We start from the raw sequence: 15,341 nt of genomic DNA, 5'->3' as shown, positions 1-15,341 counted from the left end.
CGCGCCCACCGTCCACGGATCCGCGCACGCCGCACCGCGGCAGCGGACGCCGGTCACCCCGGGCGGCGGTCCGACCAGACTGCCCGTGCGCGACACCCGCCAGGAGCGGCCCACCCCGGCCGACGCCCTGCCCGGCATCCGCCCCGAAGACCGGCGGGCCGTCCTGGACAACACGTCCACGCCCCCCACCCCGCGCACCGGCGCGGTACGCGGCACCATCGGCAAGCCCCGGCTGCCCCGGCGGCGCGCCCAGGAACACATGGTGCCCGAGCTACGCGGCGGCCCCGCGCCCACGCCCCGCCAGGACCCCGACCACTACGTCAGTCACGACCCCGGTCTGATGGCCGCCTTCCAGCGGGGGATCGGCCTTGCGGAGGCCCGCCACATGGAGCCGGCCCCTATGGACCCGGACCCCATGGGGACGGCCCACATGGAGTCGGCCCACATGGAGCAGGCGCACACCGACACCGGGTTCCCTTCCGACGTGAGCCACATGGATGTCCTCCACACCGACGTGCGCCACGCGGAGCGCGCACTCCGGGACGCCCCGCACACGGACACCGCACCCTCCTTCGGCGCTCGGCGTCCGGACACCACCCCCACAGCGGTCCCGCCGTCCCTGGACGCGGCCGACCCCACCGCCCGGCACGACGGGAGCACACCCACCGGATGACGACCTCTCTCCCCACCCCCTCCGCTCCCGCGGACCTTCGTACCCCAAGGAGTCGATCCACCATGGCGAGCGACGCGCCGACCGGTCATGTATCCGATCTCGACTGGCTGATGAGCGGCCTCGTGCAGCGCGTACCGCACACCACGAGCGCGGTGCTCCTCTCCTGCGACGGGCTCGTGAAGTCCGTCCACGGCCTCGACCCGGACAGCGCCGACCACATGGCCGCGCTGGCCTCGGGCCTCTACTCCCTCGGCCGCAGCGCGGGGGTCCGCTTCGGGGACGGCGGCGATGTGCGCCAGGTCGTCGTCGAACTCGACTCGACCCTGCTGTTCGTGTCCACGGCCGGCTCCGGCACCTGTCTCGCCGTCATGGCCGGACGCGAGGCCGACGCGGCGGTGCTCGGCTACGAGATGGCGATGCTCGTCAAGAGCGTCCGCCCGTACCTGATGACAGCGCCCAGGCAGCCCGCCGCCGAACCCTCGGCGTTGAGGCCTTGAGCGTGGCCGCGACCGGCGACGGGCCCTGGCTCGACGACGCGGCCGGCCGGCTGGTGCGCCCCTACACGGTCAGCAACGGCCGGACCCGGCCGACCACCGCGCTCGACCTCCTGACGCAGGTGATGGCCACCGGCACCACCCCTTTCGGCTACCTCGGCCCCGAGCACGCCCAGGCACTCGACCTGTGCCGGGCGCCCGTCTCGGTCGCCGAGGTGGCCGCGCACCTCAAGCTGCCGGCGGCGGTCACCAAGGTGCTCCTGTCCGATCTGGTCGACTGCGGGGCCCTCACCGAGAGGCCCCCGGCCTTCCACAACCCCACTGACCGGTCCCTCCTGGAGGCAGTGCTCGATGGACTACGACGACAGCTCTGACCCTTTCCCCACCGCGCTCAAAATCCTGGTGGCGGGCGGTTTCGGAGTCGGCAAGACCACCTTCGTCGGCGCGGTGAGCGAGATCGCGCCGCTCAGCACGGAGGAACTGCTCACCACGGTGAGCGCCGCGACCGACAGCCTCGACGGGATCGAGAACAAGGTCGAGACGACCGTGGCCATGGACTTCGGTCGCATCACCCTCGACCCGGAACACGTGCTCTACCTGTTCGGCACCCCCGGCCAGCAGCGGTTCTGGTTCATGTGGGACGAACTCTCCGAGGGCGCGCTCGGCGCGGTCATCCTCGCCGACACCCGCCGCCTTGAGGACTGCTTCGCCGCCGTCGACTTCTTCGAGCAGCGCGGCCTCCCCTTCATCGTCGCGATCAACGAGTTCGACGGCTCGTTCCGCTACGACGCGGAGGAGGTCCGCGCGGCCATCGATCTCGACCCCGAGATCCCGGTCGTGTGCTGCGACGCCCGGATCTCCAGCTCGGGCGTGCAGACCCTGCTCACGCTGGTCCGGCACCTCCTCGCCCACACACCCGCGCACGCTCCGAGCCACGGAGCCCACACATGAGGAACGACATGAGCCGTGGAGCGCGGCCATGAGCTACGACCCGACCCGTCCGTCCGGCCGACTGTTGCTGACCCCCGAGGACCGGGACGCCCCGGCGCGTGTACGACGGTTGCTCCTGCTGGGCCTCGGCGCACACCCGGAACCCGACTGCGGCTTCGATGTATTCGCGCAGCGGCTCGCGGAGATCGCCTCGGCGCCGTACGCGATGGTCACCTTCATCGACGAACACCGGCAGTTCTTCGCCGGACTGCACACGCCCGACGGCATCCTCGTCGAGGCGGAGGGCGTCGAGACCATGGTGTCCCGCCATATGCCCCGCGAGTTCGGCTTCTGCCCCCATGTGGTGGTCCGACGCAAGGCACTGGTCCTGGAGGACGTGCGCGAGTATCCGCGGTTCGCCGGAAACCCGATCGTGGACGAGGTCGGCATCCGCTCCTACCTCGGCGCCCCGCTCATCGACCGCACGGGCATCGCCCTCGGCACGGTCTGCGTCGCCGACGTCACCCCGCGCCCGTGGGGACGGGCCGGTCTGGAGACCATCAAGGCGATGGCCGCCGAACTCGTCGAGCAGTTCGAACGCCGGGAGCCGTTCCCCTAGGGCGCCCTGGCCCGACCGGAAACCGGCGCCCGTGGTCATCCCGACGTGAACCGTACGGTCTCGGTGTCCCCTTCGGGGAACGTGATCCGTGCCTCGTCCTCGTCCACCGCGCAGAGCACCGACTCCCGTAACGCCTCCGGATGGACGGTGTCCCGGGTCAGCGCGAGCAGCGTGACGAAGATTCCGCTGCCACTGGGCAGACCGGCGCCGCACCGCAGGTACGGCGTCGCCGAGTGCGGGCCGAACGCATTGGCCTCCACCTCGCGCGCGATGCCCGCGTCCGCGTCCCAGCCGTGGAGGGCGACCACCGCGCTCGTCAGCCCGTGCGCGGTCCGCACCAGCGCCCAGCCCGCTCCCCGCTCGGCCGACGGACGGTTCCGGTCCCCGACCGCGTACCCGCCCTCCCGGACCGCCGCACCCGCCGGGGCGTGCACCCGGTGCACCCGGATCTCCCACGGCCCCCGCAGCACGCTCCTCGTCTCGATCGGGAACGCGGCCTCCTCGCCCGGCAGTTGGGCCTCGTACCGGGACGCCGCCATCTGCCCGGCGCACCGCAGGGGCCGTATCGCGCGCCGGCGCGACGGGGTGCCGTCCGGCGCGAGGAGCGCCAGATGGCCGTCCACGTTGCGCTCCCGGGCGTGCGACCCCGCCTCGGGCGCGGTCGCCGTCGAGTAGCCGAAGCGGGTGGCGTGCGGATCGTCGTCGGCGGGATCCGCCGGCGAGCTGCCGTGGTTGACGAGCCGTACGATCCCGTCGTGCCGGGTGCCGTGCAGCAGCCAGCCCGGCGCCGGGAGCGCGGTGTACTGGTCGGACTCCTCGACGGGCAGCGGCTGTTCGCGCTCCCGCCACACCGGGTGGTCCGCGGGGAGCAGCAGCCCCAGGAAGCCGGTGCCGGCCCCGTACGGCGAGCCCGGCCCCGATGACGCCTGGGTCGTGGGCAGGAACGTGCCGTACCAGCCGAGCGGCAGCAGCCCGCGTTCGTCGGGCACGCCCCGCTCCACGAAGTGCCGTACGGTTCCCGAGGCGAGACGCCGGGTCAGCCCCGGGGCGAGCGGGGTGCAGCCCGCCAGGGCGCCCAGCCACACGGGGGCGGCCGCGGCGAAGCGGTACGTCAGGGAGCGGCCGTGGTGGACGGGCGCGCCGTCCGCGCCGAAGAACCGCGGGTAGGTGGCGAGGAACTCGGTCAGCCGCCTGCGGTAGACCCGGCCGCGACCGCCGTCGTCGCCGCCCGTCATCCGGGACCACAGCAGCGGATACAGGTGCAGGGCCCAGGCGTTGTGGTAGTCGAAGGTGCGGCCGTCGCCGTCGGTGTACCAGCCGTCGCCGACGTACCAGTCCTCGAGGCGGTCGAGGCCGGTCTCGATGTCCTCCTGCCGGTACGGCGCCCCGACCGTGGCCAGGAACTGCTCGGCGACCACCTGGAAGAGCCGCCCGTGGTCGTCCACCGTACGGCGGCCCACGAAGCCCCACAGCCAGTCCACGAGTTGTTCCCGTACCTCGGGGGCGAGCCGCTCCCAGATCCACGGACGCGTCTCGTGCAGTCCGACCGCGATCGCCGCCGCGTGAGCCATCTGCGGCGAGCAGTCGGTGAGTTCGGGCCAGGCCTCGCCGCTGTCACGGTCCGAGCCCGTTGTCAGACCCCGCACGTAACGTTCGGTGAGGCGGGGATCCACGGCCCCGCCGGCTCCCGCGATCCGGAAGGCGGCCAGCAGGAACGAGCGGGCGAAACCCTCTAGTCCGTCCGCGACCACACCCGACGTCGAGCCGCGGCCGGGCAGCCGGTACTGCGCGAAACCGGGTGTCGCGTACGGGAACAGCGCTTCGAGTTGCCGGTCGGCGAGCACCTCCCAGTGCTCGCGGGTCCAGCCGGTGAACGGGGAAAGGACGCGGTCGGTGGGCGGCAGGGCCATGTGCGGTGCGGGCAGCATGACGGGTTTCCGGCTCCTTGGCAGTGGGGTTACCTGGTCAGGGTGGTGCCTCTCAGGAGGAATACGGCAAGCGGCGGCGATGGGATCAATACGGCGCACACAAGATCGTGAATGCCTGGCGGATACCCGTCCTGCGCCCCGTCCTGGACGGATTCCCTGTTACGGGATACTGTCCCGAATATGGGAAATGATCGTGCTGATGACGTCGTGCTGCAGGCCGTCGACGCCCGGCTCGCCCGGCGGCTCGGCGAGCTGAGGGCCCGGCAGGGCTGGTCGCTGGAGGACCTGGCGGAGCGCAGCGGAGTGAGCCGTTCGGCTCTGTCGCGGGCCGAGCGCGGCGAGACCAGCCCCACGGCCGCACAGCTGAACCGGCTCTGCAACGTGTACGGGCGGACCATGTCCCAGCTCCTGAGCGAGGTCGAGTCCGAGCCGGTCACGGTCGTACGGGCGGCCGAGCAGCCCGTCTGGGAGGACAGCGCCTCCGGGTTCGTACGGCGGTCCGTGTCGCCGCCGTACCCGGGGCTGCGGGGTGAACTGGTCGAGGGGCGGCTCGTCGCGGGCGCCGACATCGCGTACGACAGGCCACCGGTGTCCGGCCTCGAACAGCACCTCTGGGTCCTGGACGGGACGCTGCACTTCACTGCCCAGGACGTCGAGCACCACCTGGCCGCCGGGGACTGTCTGCGGCTGCGGGTGTGGGGGCCGACGCGGTTCCGTTGCCCCGGACCGGACGACGTGCGGTACGCGCTGGCGGTCGTGCTGCCATGACGGCCGTATCCCGGCTCGACGGGGCCGAAGTGGCGGCCCGCGCCGAGGAGTTGGCCGACCTGTTGGCCGACACCGTGCACGGCGGAGCCTCGATCGGCTTCCTCGCACCGCTCGACCGCGCGGCGGGCCTCGCCTGGTGGAAGGGGCGCGCGACGGAGGTGTCCGCCGGCGCACTCGCCGTGTGGGCCGCATGGGACGGGGGCCGGGTGGTCGGGACCGTCAGCCTCGCCTTCCCGGACAAACCCAACAGCCGCCACCGCGCCGAACTGGTCAAACTGATGGTGCACCGCGACGCGCGCGGCCGTGGGCTCGGCCGAACGCTGCTGGCCACCGCCGAACGCGCGGCGGCGGAGGCCGGAATCACCCTGCTGCACCTGGACACCGAGACCGACAGCCCGGCCGAGCGTCTGTACCTCGCAGCCGGCTGGACCCGGCTCGGCGCGATCCCCGACTACGCGGCGAGCCCCACCGGTGTGCTGCGGCCGACGACGATCTACTACAAGCGAGTCGGGACCCCTGCTCACGCCGGATGACCGGTGACCGGTGACCGGTGACCGGTGAAGGGTGAAGGGTGAAGGGTGACCGGTGGCGGGTGGCGGCTGACGGGCCGGTGACGGCGGGGTGATTGTCAGTGGCGACCGCTACGGTGCGTCTCATGCCGGATGCCGAAGACGTACGACGTGTCGCCCTCTCCCTGCCGGACACGGCGGAGAAGATCGCCTGGAGCATGCCCACGTTCCGGGTGGCGGGGAAGATGTTCGCCACGCTGCCCGAGGACGAGACCTCCATCGCCGTGCGCTGCCCCAAGGAGGAGCGGGACGAGCTGGTCCTGGCCGAGCCGGACAAGTTCTGGATCGCCGACCACGAGGCGGGCTTCGCCTGGGTACGGGTCCGTCTGACCGCCCTGGAGGACGAGACCGAGCTGCACGACATCCTCGCCGACTCCTGGAGACAGGCGGCGCCGTCCAGACTGCTGGAGTCGTACCCGGAGCTGGGGCTGCCGACCGCGGGCGGAGACCGCCGGGTGTGAGCCGAAGCGAAGGGGAAGCGTCGGGGGAGTGTCAGGAGCGGACCCGCGCCCCCGCACCCGCCAGGAAGCCCGTGATGCGTTCCCGCAGCGACCGGGCGTCGAGTCCGTGCGCGGCCACGTGCTCCTCGACCGTCCCGTACCGCCGCAGCTCCCCGCGCCCGACCCCGAGCCCCAGCACCCGGTGCGGGGCGTCGGCGAGCGCGTCGTTCGCGGCGGCCGTGGAGGTACCGGCCAGATACGGTTCGACGAGGACGACATCCGCTCCGGCCGCCTCCGTGGCGCGACGCAACGAGGCGGCGTCGAAGGGGCGCACGGTGGTGGCGTACAGGACGGTCACGTCGAGTCCCTCTGTGGCGTCGAGCACGGCGTCGAGCAGCGGCCCCACGGCGACGACAACACCGCCACGCCCCTCACGGACGGTGAGGAAGCGTGCGCCGTCCACCGCGAGCCCCCGCTGGTTGGACTGCACGGACAACCGCACGTACACCCTGTCGTCGCCCGCTCCCACCGCGTGCCGCAACAGTGTCTCGGCCTCGTCGGGGTGCCCCGGGACGTGCACGGTCCAGCCGTCCAGTGTGTCCAGCAGGGCCACGTCACCGGGCGACATGTGCGTGAAGCCCCCGGCGGGCCAGTCGAACGACGCGGCGGCACTCACGAGCACCGCGCCCACGTCCTGGTGACCGAGATCCAGCTTGACCTGCTCGAAGGGCCGCTCCACCAGGAAGCTGGCGAAGGTGTGCACCACGGGCCGCATCCCGGTCAGTGCCAGTCCCGCACCGGCTCCGACCAGCAACTGCTCGCGGATGCCGACGTTGATCACCCGGTCCGGGTGCTTGCGCTCCGCCTCCGCGAAGCCGTCCGTGCCGATCTCGGCGAGGACGACCGCGACGCGCGGGTCCTCGTCGAGCAGCCGGGAGACGACGGGGGCGAATCGGTCACGCATGGTGTCCATGGGGTGGGTTTCCCTTCGGGGCTATGAGGGCGTGCAGGTCTATGAGGGCGTGGTGTTCCTGGGCCTCAGGCGTCCTTGGGCCTCAGAGGTTCTTGGACCTCAGATGTTCTTGGGCTCGACGCGGGCGACGACCACGCGGGGCCGGCCCGGATGCGGCGCGGTGAACGCGGCGTACAACGCCTCGTGATCACGCCCGTCGACGGTCTCGGCGGACCAGCCGGCCGCCTCGAACCGCGCGGCGATGCCGCCCGGCAGCGCGTGGCTGGCGGAGGCGTTGTCGACCACGACGGTGTGCAGCCGGTCGAGACCGGCCGGCCCGGCATACGCGATGGCCTCGTGGTTGCTGCCCTCGTCCAGCTCCGCGTCCCCGATCAGCACCCACACGCTCGGCTCGTCGAGCCCCTGGGCCCGCAGCCCCAGCGCCGTTCCGACCGCGAGGGGAAGCCCGTGCCCGAGCGATCCGCTCCCGATCTCGGCGCCCGGTACGAGGACCCGGTCCGGGTGATGGCCGAGCGGCGAGTCGTACGAGCCGAACTCCGGCAGCCACTCGACGGGCAGGAATCCCTTGGCGGCGAGCACCGCGTAGTACGCCATGGGCCCGTGCCCCTTGGACAACAGGAACCGGTCCCGCTCCGGATCCGCCATCCGCTGCGGTCCCACCCGCAGCACCCGGTCGTAGAGAACCCACAGCACGTCCAGCGTGGACGTGGCCGCGGGACCGTGCTTTTCGTCGCCCGTCATCAACCCCATAAGACGGGGCAGGTCGGTGTACGTGTGGCTTGCGCGTTCCGCTGTGATCGACATACGACGATCGTGCAACCTCAACCAAACTTCAGGTCAAGCGCCGCTTCGCCCTCCGGGTCACGCGTTAACGAGTGCGCGACCACCGGCCCGAGTGCGGTATTGTTTCCGTGCGCGTTGGAGCCGGGGAAAGTCCAGGTCAGACGGGCAACGGGACGTGGCGCAGCTTGGTAGCGCACTTGACTGGGGGTCAAGGGGTCGCAGGTTCAAATCCTGTCGTCCCGACTTTACGAAGTCACAGGTCAGGGGCTGTTTCAGAGGAGATCTGAAACAGCCCCTTGATCATTCTTGGGGACCGCTTGGGGACCATGTGGTGGGCGGGTCGTGTGTGTGCCTCGCCCGTCGGCTTCGGTGACCGTCACCCAGGCGTCGAGGGCGGGGTGTGCCGGGTGCGCGGCCGGCGCCGGCGGCCGGTGTCCAGCCCGCCGGGGGTCACCGGATCCTCGCCCGGCGCTCCGCGCACCGCGTCCGCCCTCGCCGCCGGATACTGCTCGGTGTCCAGCGCCGCCGCGCACCCGGTCGCGGCCGCGGTGACGGCCCGGCGGTAGCGGTGGTCGACGGCGTCACCGGTGGCGAAGACCCCGGGCAGTCCGGTCCGGGGCGTGGGGTGGGCGACCTTGATGTAGCCGGGTCGGTGCGCGGGTCGTGACCGACACGACGCTCCCTGATGTGCTGGCCTTCCCACCGGGTTCAAATCCTGTCGTCCCGACCAGCTTTGTTGCAGGTCGGAAGCCGCTCGTTCTCTCGTTTGCGGGAGAACGGCTGTTGCGTGTCTGCGGGGTCGGACGCACGCCGGACGGAGCGTCGGCCGAGGTGATGCGGGAGTGCGCGGTGGAGTACGGCGTCGGGTGAGACGCCCGCGCAACAAGTCGCGCGGGCTGCTGGCCGCTTACTCTTCGATCGTGCGGAAAGCGCGGCGGGCGCGCTCCTCGACGCCGGCGTGGTCCGGGTCGATGGAGCGTCCCGCTGGTCAGGCTGATCACCAGCAGCCTGCGCCAGAACCCCGACGGCACCCCTGCGCGCCGGTTTCCTCCGCGACGTGCTGGCCCATCACTTCACCAGCGAGCAGGTCGCCCGCCAGCTGGGGACGGCCACGGACTGGGGCCGCTACAACCACCTCCCTCGGAGCTCCCGCGGCTCGCACGGCCCCGGCCAGGTCGTCGCGCCCCGATCGCAGCCGTCAACACCGTCGTACGAGCTTCAGTGTTCCGTGACCGGGCGGTGCCGCGCCCGTGCCGTGGCCAGACGCTCCTCGGTCACGGCCGAGGACACCTCGCCCGACAACTCGTCCGACAGCTCGTCCCTCTCCGGGGCCCCGGCCGCGTCGCCCGCCAGCACCGCGCTCTCCAGCAGGGCCCGCACCTGCCGTCCGGCCGCCCGGTAGTAGATCCGTGTGCCCTCCCGCCGGGAGGTGACCAGTCCGGCGGCGCGCAGCTTCGCCAGGTGCTGGGAGGTGGCCGCGACATGCGCGCCGATCAGCTCCGCCAGTCGGCCGACCGGCAGCTCCCGCTCGCTCAGTGCCCACAGGAGCCGGTGGCGCGAGGGGTCGGCGGCCGCCTTGAGCACAGCCACCGACCGTTCCGCCCGGTCCTTGTCCCATGACGCTACTTGCGATTCCATGCAAATATGCTAGCCGGTGGCGCGGACGACACCCCGCGCCCACGAGGAGGTGAGCCATGACGGCCCACGACACGTCTGAGCCGCCTGTCCCCATCGTCGACTGCGCCCTCTACGAGTACGGACGCCGCCGACCAGGACACCTGCCGCTCGACGAGGCCATGGACGCCGCCCGTGTCACCCCCGGCGGCTTCGTGTGGATCGGCCTGCACTCCCCGACCGCCGACCAGCTCCAGATCGTCGCGCGCGCCTTCGGCCTGCACCCCCTCGCCGTCGAGGACGCCCTCGAAGCCCACCAGCGGCCCAAGCTCGAACGCTACGACGACACCCTCTTTCTCGTCCTGCGGACCGCCGTCTACCTCGACCACGACGAGCTGACCCCCACCACGGACATCGTCGGCACCGGCGAGATCATGGCGTTCGCCGGCCGGGACTTCATCGTCGTCGTCCGCCACGACCCCGCCGAGCAGCTCGGTGGCGTACGCAGCCGTCTGGAGGCCGACCCCGAGCGTCTGGCCCACGGCCCTGTCGCCGTCCTGCACGCCATCGCCGACACGGTCGTCGACCAGTACCTGGAGGTCGTCACCGCTCTGGAGGCCGACACCGACCAGGTCGAGAACGACGCCTTCTCCCCGAACACCGGCCACGAGGTCGGCCGCATCCACCAGCTCAAACGCGAGCTCGTCGAGCTCCGCCGCACCGTCGCCCCGCTGGCCCAGCCGCTGCGTGAGCTCGCCGAACGCCGCGTCCCCGGCGTGGACAGGGAACTTGCCGCCTACTTCCGCGATGTCGCCGACCACCTCGCCCAGGCCGCCGAACGCGTCGCCGTGCTGATCGAACTCGTCGACAACGCCCTGTCCATGGCGCTCGCCCAGACCAGCGTCCAGCAGAACCACGACATGCGCCGCATGAGCGCGGCCGCCGCCCTGATCGCCATCCCCGTCGCCATCGCCGGCGTCTACGGCATGAACTTCGACCACATGCCCGAGCTTCGCCGCCACTTCGGCTACCCGTCGATGCTCCTCGCCACCGGTGTCCTCGTCACCGTCGTCTACCTGGTCTTCCGCAAGAAGCGCTGGCTCTGACGCCCGCCTTATCGCCTTTTGGCACACTGTCCGGGTCCGCCGGTCCGGTGAAGGAGGATCACGCATGTCCATGGTCGGCAACCTGCGCAAAGTCGCGAACCTGGCGCGGCGCAGCCGACGCCGTGTGGACCTCAGCCATCCGGCCCGCTCCCCGCTCGGCTCGACGGTGGTCAACTGCGTCGTCTACCGCGACGGCGTCCGCCGGCCGGGCACGGACTCGGTGGAGGAAGCCGTCCGGCACGCCCGCAAGCACCGGGGCGGATTCGTCTGGCTCGGCCTGCACGAACCCAGTGAGGAGGAGATCGCCGGGGTCGCGGAACTGTTCGGCCTGCACCCCCTCGCCGTCGAGGACGCCGTCCACGCCCACCAGCGCCCCAAGGTCGAGCAGTACGGCGACGTCCTGTTCGCCGTCTTCAAGACCGTCACCTACGTCGAGCACACCGAGCTGACCGCGACCAGCGAGGTCGTCAACACCGGCGAGATCATGGTCTTCACCGGCCCCGACTTCGTCGTCACCGTCCGCCACGGCCGCCACGGCTCCCTCGGCCCTCTGCGCGAAGACCTCGAAGCCCAGCCCCACCAGCTGGCCAAGGGCCCCTCCGCCGTCCTGCACGCCATCGCCGACCACGTCGTCGACGACTACGTCACCGTGGCCGACGCCGTTCAGAACGACATCGACCAGGTCGAGACCGACGTCTTCTCCCCGCGCAGCCCCCGAAACGCCGACGCCGGCCGTATCTACCAGCTCAAACGCGAACTACTGGAACTGAAGAGAGCAGTGGTCCCGCTCGCCCGTCCCCTCGACCGGCTCGCCACCGAACCCCGCGCCTGCGTCGACAAGGAGATACAGGCGTACTTCCGCGATGTCGCCGACCACCTCACCCGCGTCACCGAACAGATCAACTCCTTCGACGCCCTGCTCGACTCCATCCTCCAGGCCCATCTCGCGCAGGTGACCGTCGCCCAGAACGAGGACATGCGCAAGATCACCGCGTGGGCCGCGATCGTCGCCGTACCCACCATGGTCTGCGGTGTCTACGGCATGAACTTCGACCACATGCCCGAACTGCGCTGGCGCTTCGGCTACCCCCTGGTCCTCGCCGTCATCGCCACGGCCTGCTTCGTCATCCACCGCGGCTTCAAGCGCAACGGCTGGCTGTAGGCCGAGGGCACCGCTACCGGGGCGGTGGTCCGGAGACGGCCGGGTCCAGGTAGTCGGGGCCGGGGATGCCCCTGCGACGCATGGCGATCCCGGTCAGCGCCTCGAAGATGGCCCGGCGGGCGTTCATGGTGGTGGTGTAGCCCGGGTCGAGGTGGGGCGCGACCTCGACGACGTCCATGCCCACGACCGGCGTCTCGTGGCAGATGCGACGGATGGCCGGCAGCAGTTCACGGTTGGTCAGGCCGGGCGGCTCCGGCGTTCCGGTGCCGGGTGCGAAGGCCGGGTCCAGCACGTCGATGTCCAGCGAGAGGAACAGGTGTTCCGGCCCGTCCAGGGCCTCCTCGATGGCCTGCTGGAGGACCACGCCGAACCCGCGTCGGTCGATCTCGGCCATGAAGTGCGTGCGCAGTCCGTGCTCGCGCATCCAGGCGAACAGTTCGTCGTCGGGCGTGATCGCGCTGCGCAGGCCGATCTGGATGAAGTTGCGTCCGGGGATGTGCTCGTCCTCGATCAGGCGGCGGATCGGTGTGGCGTGCGAGGCGAGATGACCGAACACGTCGTGAGAGCAGTCCGGATGGGCATCGAAGTGGATCACGCCGACCTTGCCCGGCCCGTACACGTCGGCCACGGCGGCCGCGTCCGGCCACAGGATCGAGTGGTCGCCACCGAGCACGATGGGCACAGCGCCGGTGGCGGCGATCTCGCGGACCAGAGCACGGATGGGTTCCATGGAGGCGTCGATGCTGAACGGGTCGACCGCGGCATCACCGTAGTCGACCACCGTCAGCTCCTCGAACGGCTTGATGCGGGTGCTGGGATTGACCAGCATGTGCGGGGTGTTGGGCAGGATCCGTTCGTCGGCGCGTATCGCACGCGGACCGTAGGCCGCGCCGCGGTGCCCGAGGGACATGTCCACCGGCGCTCCGACGACCGCCACGTCGACATGGCCGGCCCGCAGGTCGTCCGGGTTGAGGCACAGCGGCAGTCCGAAGAAGGTGGCGATCCCCGCGTAGGCCGGCACGAACGCGTGCCGCTGCAGGTTGATCGGCCCGGGTTCACGCCGAGGATCCGGCGTGCGGTCAAGCTCCCAATTCATGATGATCACCCAACCCGGGCCGGGCCGAAGCTTGCCGACACCCTGGCGCGACAGGCCGCGACAGTCAGTCATTCGGGCTGGTGAACCACCGGGCCCTCACGGCTGAGCATCTGTGTCGCCAGCGCCCGCAGGGCCGCCGCGAAGAGCGCCGGATCGCGCAGGAACTCCATGTGGATGCCGGGGAACTCCACCCACGGCACACCGATCCGGCGGGCGATCTCGACGGAGGGCCGCGCGTAGTACGCACCTCGGTCGGCGGCGCCCGCACCGAGCACGATCGGGAAGGGCGCGGCCCTCAGCGCGGCCGTGTCGGGACGGAATCCGGCGAAGCCGGGCCACTCCGTGCCGAAAAGGTGGTCCTGGTTCCCCAGGAACCGCTTCCAGAGGTCGTCGGGCCAGCGGTACGTTCCCTCGCCGCGTGTCGTCTCCGCGAACCGGCGCCCCGCCGCCGGTGCGCCGCCCTCGGCGTACAGCGCGGCCATGTCTCCGAAGAAGCCGCGGTCGGGGTCGCCGTCGGGCAGGACGTTCACGGCAGGCGGCTCGTGCGCGACCAGACCGGTCAGCACCCGCGGGTGCAGTGCGGCCATCGTGAGGCCGATGATCGCGCCTCCGCTGTTGCCGAACACGAGAGCACGTCCGCCCGCCACCGACTCGATCAGCCCGCGAGCGTCGGCCGCCTGCTGAGCGAGGTCCATCGGTGCGGTGGAGCGGCCGGTGCTGCGGGAGTTGCCTCGCCGGTCGTAGGTGATCACGGTGAAGGCGTCGGCCAGTTCCTCGGCGACCCCCGAGTAGTAGCCGGCGTCCCCTCCGGCCCCGCTGATCATCAGCAGGGCGGGCCCGCTGCCGCGCACCTCGTGGTACAGGCGCGCTCCGTCGGCCTCGAACACGTCACTGCGCACGGCAGGGCTCCCTCCCACGGTGAAAGGTCGATCGCGGTGTCAGGACCGGGCGAGCCGGGGCACGAGGAGTTCGGCGTTGCCACGATTGACGGCGTGGAGCTGCTCGGGTTCCCAGTGCGGGTACTCGTCCAGCCCGCTGTCGAAGGCGGTGGCCCACTCCTCGGGCAGCATGGGGAAGTCGCTGCCGTACAGGACGTGTCCGGGTGCGGCGAAGGCGAGCAGTGAGGGGAGTGCGGCCGGGCCGGCGGAGATGGCGGTGTCGAAGTAGAAACGCCGAAGGTCGCTCAGCAGGCCCTCGGGGGTGGAGCCGGGATGGAGCCGGGCGGCGACGGCGAAGCGGTGTGCGGCGTACGGCAGGAAGCCGCCGGCGTGGGGGAGGATCATCCTGATCCGGGGGTACCGCCCCGGCACACCGTTCAGGGCCAGGTGGAGGGCCGTGCGAGCCGTGTCGTAGGGGAAGTCCACAAGAGGGCTGGGCAGGCCGGGGATCGGTGCGACCGGCGGCGCGGTGGGGTGGACGAGGACGACAGCGGCACGGGCGTCCAGTTCGGCCCAGAGCGGCTCGAACGCAGGGTCGCCGAGGTAACGGCCCTGCACGTTGGACAGGATGATCAGTCCGTCGGCGTTCAGCTCGTCCAGTGCGTGGGCGGCCTCGGCGAGCGCGGCGTCCACGTCGGGCAGGGGGAGGACGGCGAAGTGACCGAAGCGGTCGGGCCGGTCCTTGACGACTTCGGCGGTGTACTCGTTCACGCTCCGGGCTCCGGCGCGGGCTCCGGCGGGGTCGTCCGGGGCCGCGACCGGGGCGGGAAACGACAGGAGGCCGGTGGCGATCGACTTGCGGTCCATCACCGCGATCGCGCTCTGAACGTCCCACGCGGGAGCGGGCCAGCTCAGGGCCCTCGCTCGCTCGGCCGTCGCACGGCTGAGGTTCGGTGGGATGAGGTGTTGGTGTACGTCGATGCGCGCGGGGTCCGACATGTCTGTCCGAGCCTCCTGGGGTGGGTACGGGAACGAGTCTGCGACGGGACAGCCGTATCCATGCGGTACCCCCTGGGGAAGGAGGGCGGAGGCAGACGGGTTGCTCTGGCCCCGGACAGCGGGTGTGGTCGACCGGGAAATCACCCCGGCGGGCGATCCCGGGTTCGGCTTCTGACGCCGGACGGACGCGCGGGCGGCCTGTGAGCGGTCAGCCGGTGTGCGGGCGGGTGGGGGTGCGTGCGGCGATGAGGGTGATGTCGTCGCGGGTGTCACCGAGGTCTGTGGCGAGCTTGGCGCACAGGTGGGGCA

Annotated in this window: 17 protein-coding genes, 1 tRNA gene and 1 pseudogene; 11 read left to right on the top strand and 8 right to left on the bottom strand. The window is 71.4% G+C overall.

What is annotated here, in order from left to right; all coding sequences use genetic code 11:
* The 5 genes and pseudogenes from FNH08_RS52250 to FNH08_RS25340 all read left to right on the top strand — a co-directional run.
* Positions 1-673, top strand: a pseudogene (locus tag FNH08_RS52250) (ATP-binding protein); the annotation flags it as partial.
* A 62-nt stretch (positions 674-735) separates the two neighbouring features.
* Positions 736-1,170, top strand: a complete 435-nt coding sequence (locus FNH08_RS25355) for a roadblock/LC7 domain-containing protein (RefSeq protein ID WP_152773861.1) — start codon at positions 736-738, stop codon at positions 1,168-1,170.
* A 2-nt stretch (positions 1,171-1,172) separates the two neighbouring features.
* Complete coding sequence (locus tag FNH08_RS25350) at positions 1,173-1,541, top strand: DUF742 domain-containing protein (RefSeq protein ID WP_322725348.1); 369 nt, start codon at positions 1,173-1,175, stop codon at positions 1,539-1,541.
* A complete protein-coding gene (locus FNH08_RS25345; protein ID WP_152773859.1) occupies positions 1,519-2,118 on the top strand; it encodes a GTP-binding protein in 600 nt (199 codons plus the stop codon). The genes FNH08_RS25350 and FNH08_RS25345 overlap by 23 nt, the downstream gene beginning before the upstream one ends.
* Before the next feature lie 28 nt (positions 2,119-2,146).
* The gene (locus tag FNH08_RS25340; protein WP_152773858.1) at positions 2,147-2,716 is read left to right on the top strand and encodes a GAF domain-containing protein; all 570 of its coding nucleotides are present in this window, start codon (positions 2,147-2,149) and stop codon (positions 2,714-2,716) included.
* Between the two features lie 35 nt (positions 2,717-2,751).
* Here the strand turns inward: FNH08_RS25340 and FNH08_RS25335 are convergent, their stop codons facing one another.
* A complete protein-coding gene (locus tag FNH08_RS25335) occupies positions 2,752-4,644 on the bottom strand; it encodes a DUF2264 domain-containing protein (protein ID WP_152773857.1) in 1,893 nt (630 codons plus the stop codon).
* Between the two features lie 180 nt (positions 4,645-4,824).
* On the opposite strand from FNH08_RS25335, the gene FNH08_RS25330 reads away from it, so the two are divergent.
* The 3 genes from FNH08_RS25330 (at position 4,825) to FNH08_RS25320 (ending at position 6,442) form a co-directional block, all read left to right on the top strand.
* Positions 4,825-5,412, top strand: coding sequence for a helix-turn-helix domain-containing protein (locus tag FNH08_RS25330; protein ID WP_152773856.1), 588 nt, complete (start codon positions 4,825-4,827; stop codon positions 5,410-5,412).
* Positions 5,409-5,945, top strand: a complete 537-nt coding sequence (locus FNH08_RS25325; RefSeq protein WP_152773855.1) for a GNAT family N-acetyltransferase — start codon at positions 5,409-5,411, stop codon at positions 5,943-5,945. The genes FNH08_RS25330 and FNH08_RS25325 overlap by 4 nt, the downstream gene beginning before the upstream one ends.
* 122 nt (positions 5,946-6,067) lie before the next feature.
* Positions 6,068-6,442 (top strand): MmcQ/YjbR family DNA-binding protein, encoded by a 375-nt coding sequence (locus tag FNH08_RS25320; RefSeq protein WP_152773854.1) that lies wholly within the window; start codon positions 6,068-6,070, stop codon positions 6,440-6,442.
* A gap of 31 nt (positions 6,443-6,473) precedes the next feature.
* Here the strand turns inward: FNH08_RS25320 and FNH08_RS25315 are convergent, their stop codons facing one another.
* Complete coding sequence (locus FNH08_RS25315; RefSeq protein ID WP_152773853.1) at positions 6,474-7,394, bottom strand: transketolase family protein; 921 nt, start codon at positions 7,392-7,394, stop codon at positions 6,474-6,476.
* 99 nt (positions 7,395-7,493) lie between these two features.
* Positions 7,494-8,198, bottom strand: coding sequence for a thiamine pyrophosphate-dependent enzyme (locus tag FNH08_RS25310; protein ID WP_152773852.1), 705 nt, complete (start codon positions 8,196-8,198; stop codon positions 7,494-7,496).
* 148 nt (positions 8,199-8,346) lie between these two features.
* Between FNH08_RS25310 and FNH08_RS25305 the strand changes: the two genes are divergently transcribed.
* Positions 8,347-8,420 (top strand) — tRNA-Pro (locus FNH08_RS25305).
* 133 nt (positions 8,421-8,553) lie between these two features.
* Here FNH08_RS25305 and FNH08_RS52245 read toward each other — a convergent pair.
* Together FNH08_RS52245 and FNH08_RS25290 are read right to left on the bottom strand one after the other, a co-directional pair.
* Positions 8,554-8,880 carry a hypothetical protein gene (locus tag FNH08_RS52245; RefSeq protein WP_407704447.1) on the bottom strand — a complete coding sequence of 109 codons (327 nt, stop codon included), beginning with the start codon at positions 8,878-8,880 and terminating at the stop codon, positions 8,554-8,556.
* Between the two features lie 515 nt (positions 8,881-9,395).
* Positions 9,396-9,815 (bottom strand): ArsR/SmtB family transcription factor, encoded by a 420-nt coding sequence (locus FNH08_RS25290; protein WP_152773851.1) that lies wholly within the window; start codon positions 9,813-9,815, stop codon positions 9,396-9,398.
* Between the two features lie 56 nt (positions 9,816-9,871).
* On the opposite strand from FNH08_RS25290, the gene FNH08_RS25285 reads away from it, so the two are divergent.
* Both FNH08_RS25285 and FNH08_RS25280 read left to right on the top strand, forming a co-directional pair.
* Complete coding sequence (locus tag FNH08_RS25285; protein WP_152773850.1) at positions 9,872-10,897, top strand: magnesium and cobalt transport protein CorA; 1,026 nt, start codon at positions 9,872-9,874, stop codon at positions 10,895-10,897.
* 64 nt (positions 10,898-10,961) lie between these two features.
* Positions 10,962-12,059 (top strand): magnesium and cobalt transport protein CorA, encoded by a 1,098-nt coding sequence (locus FNH08_RS25280; protein ID WP_152773849.1) that lies wholly within the window; start codon positions 10,962-10,964, stop codon positions 12,057-12,059.
* A gap of 13 nt (positions 12,060-12,072) precedes the next feature.
* On the opposite strand, the gene FNH08_RS25275 is transcribed toward FNH08_RS25280, so the two are convergent.
* The 3 genes from FNH08_RS25275 to FNH08_RS25265 form a co-directional block, all read right to left on the bottom strand.
* Entirely contained in the window at positions 12,073-13,155 is a 1,083-nt protein-coding gene (locus FNH08_RS25275; RefSeq protein WP_152773848.1) for an agmatinase family protein, read from the bottom strand.
* Between the two features lie 68 nt (positions 13,156-13,223).
* On the bottom strand, positions 13,224-14,054 hold the full coding sequence (locus FNH08_RS25270; RefSeq protein WP_322725346.1) for an alpha/beta fold hydrolase: 831 nt from the start codon (positions 14,052-14,054) through the stop codon (positions 13,224-13,226).
* Positions 14,055-14,093: 39 nt separating this feature from the next.
* Positions 14,094-15,032, bottom strand: a complete 939-nt coding sequence (locus tag FNH08_RS25265; RefSeq protein ID WP_152773847.1) for an amidohydrolase family protein — start codon at positions 15,030-15,032, stop codon at positions 14,094-14,096.
* Between the last annotated feature and the right edge of the window lie 309 nt (positions 15,033-15,341).

The organism is Streptomyces spongiae (assembly GCF_009377185.1).
Lineage (GTDB): Bacteria > Actinomycetota > Actinomycetes > Streptomycetales > Streptomycetaceae > Streptomyces > Streptomyces spongiae.
The sequence above is the reverse complement of the archived record's forward strand: the minus strand, read 5'-3'. Positions and strand labels throughout refer to the sequence as shown.

What these genes read in the sequence shown, in the direction of transcription:
- FNH08_RS25345 (WP_152773859.1), top strand. Translation starts at nt 1,519, where the DNA reads ATGGACTACGACGACAGCTCTGACCCTTTCCCCACCGCGCTCAAAATC.
- FNH08_RS25330 (WP_152773856.1), top strand. Translation starts at nt 4,825, where the DNA reads ATGGGAAATGATCGTGCTGATGACGTCGTGCTGCAGGCCGTCGACGCC.
- FNH08_RS25340 (WP_152773858.1), top strand. Translation starts at nt 2,147, where the DNA reads ATGAGCTACGACCCGACCCGTCCGTCCGGCCGACTGTTGCTGACCCCC.
- FNH08_RS25320 (WP_152773854.1), top strand. Translation starts at nt 6,068, where the DNA reads ATGCCGGATGCCGAAGACGTACGACGTGTCGCCCTCTCCCTGCCGGAC.
- FNH08_RS25315 (WP_152773853.1), bottom strand. Translation starts at nt 7,394, where the DNA reads ATGGACACCATGCGTGACCGATTCGCCCCCGTCGTCTCCCGGCTGCTC.
- FNH08_RS25335 (WP_152773857.1), bottom strand. Translation starts at nt 4,644, where the DNA reads ATGCTGCCCGCACCGCACATGGCCCTGCCGCCCACCGACCGCGTCCTT.
- FNH08_RS25355 (WP_152773861.1), top strand. Translation starts at nt 736, where the DNA reads ATGGCGAGCGACGCGCCGACCGGTCATGTATCCGATCTCGACTGGCTG.
- FNH08_RS25325 (WP_152773855.1), top strand. Translation starts at nt 5,409, where the DNA reads ATGACGGCCGTATCCCGGCTCGACGGGGCCGAAGTGGCGGCCCGCGCC.
- FNH08_RS25280 (WP_152773849.1), top strand. Translation starts at nt 10,962, where the DNA reads ATGTCCATGGTCGGCAACCTGCGCAAAGTCGCGAACCTGGCGCGGCGC.
- FNH08_RS25275 (WP_152773848.1), bottom strand. Translation starts at nt 13,155, where the DNA reads ATGAATTGGGAGCTTGACCGCACGCCGGATCCTCGGCGTGAACCCGGG.
- FNH08_RS25285 (WP_152773850.1), top strand. Translation starts at nt 9,872, where the DNA reads ATGACGGCCCACGACACGTCTGAGCCGCCTGTCCCCATCGTCGACTGC.
- FNH08_RS25290 (WP_152773851.1), bottom strand. Translation starts at nt 9,815, where the DNA reads ATGGAATCGCAAGTAGCGTCATGGGACAAGGACCGGGCGGAACGGTCG.
- FNH08_RS25265 (WP_152773847.1), bottom strand. Translation starts at nt 15,032, where the DNA reads ATGTCGGACCCCGCGCGCATCGACGTACACCAACACCTCATCCCACCG.
- FNH08_RS25310 (WP_152773852.1), bottom strand. Translation starts at nt 8,198, where the DNA reads ATGTCGATCACAGCGGAACGCGCAAGCCACACGTACACCGACCTGCCC.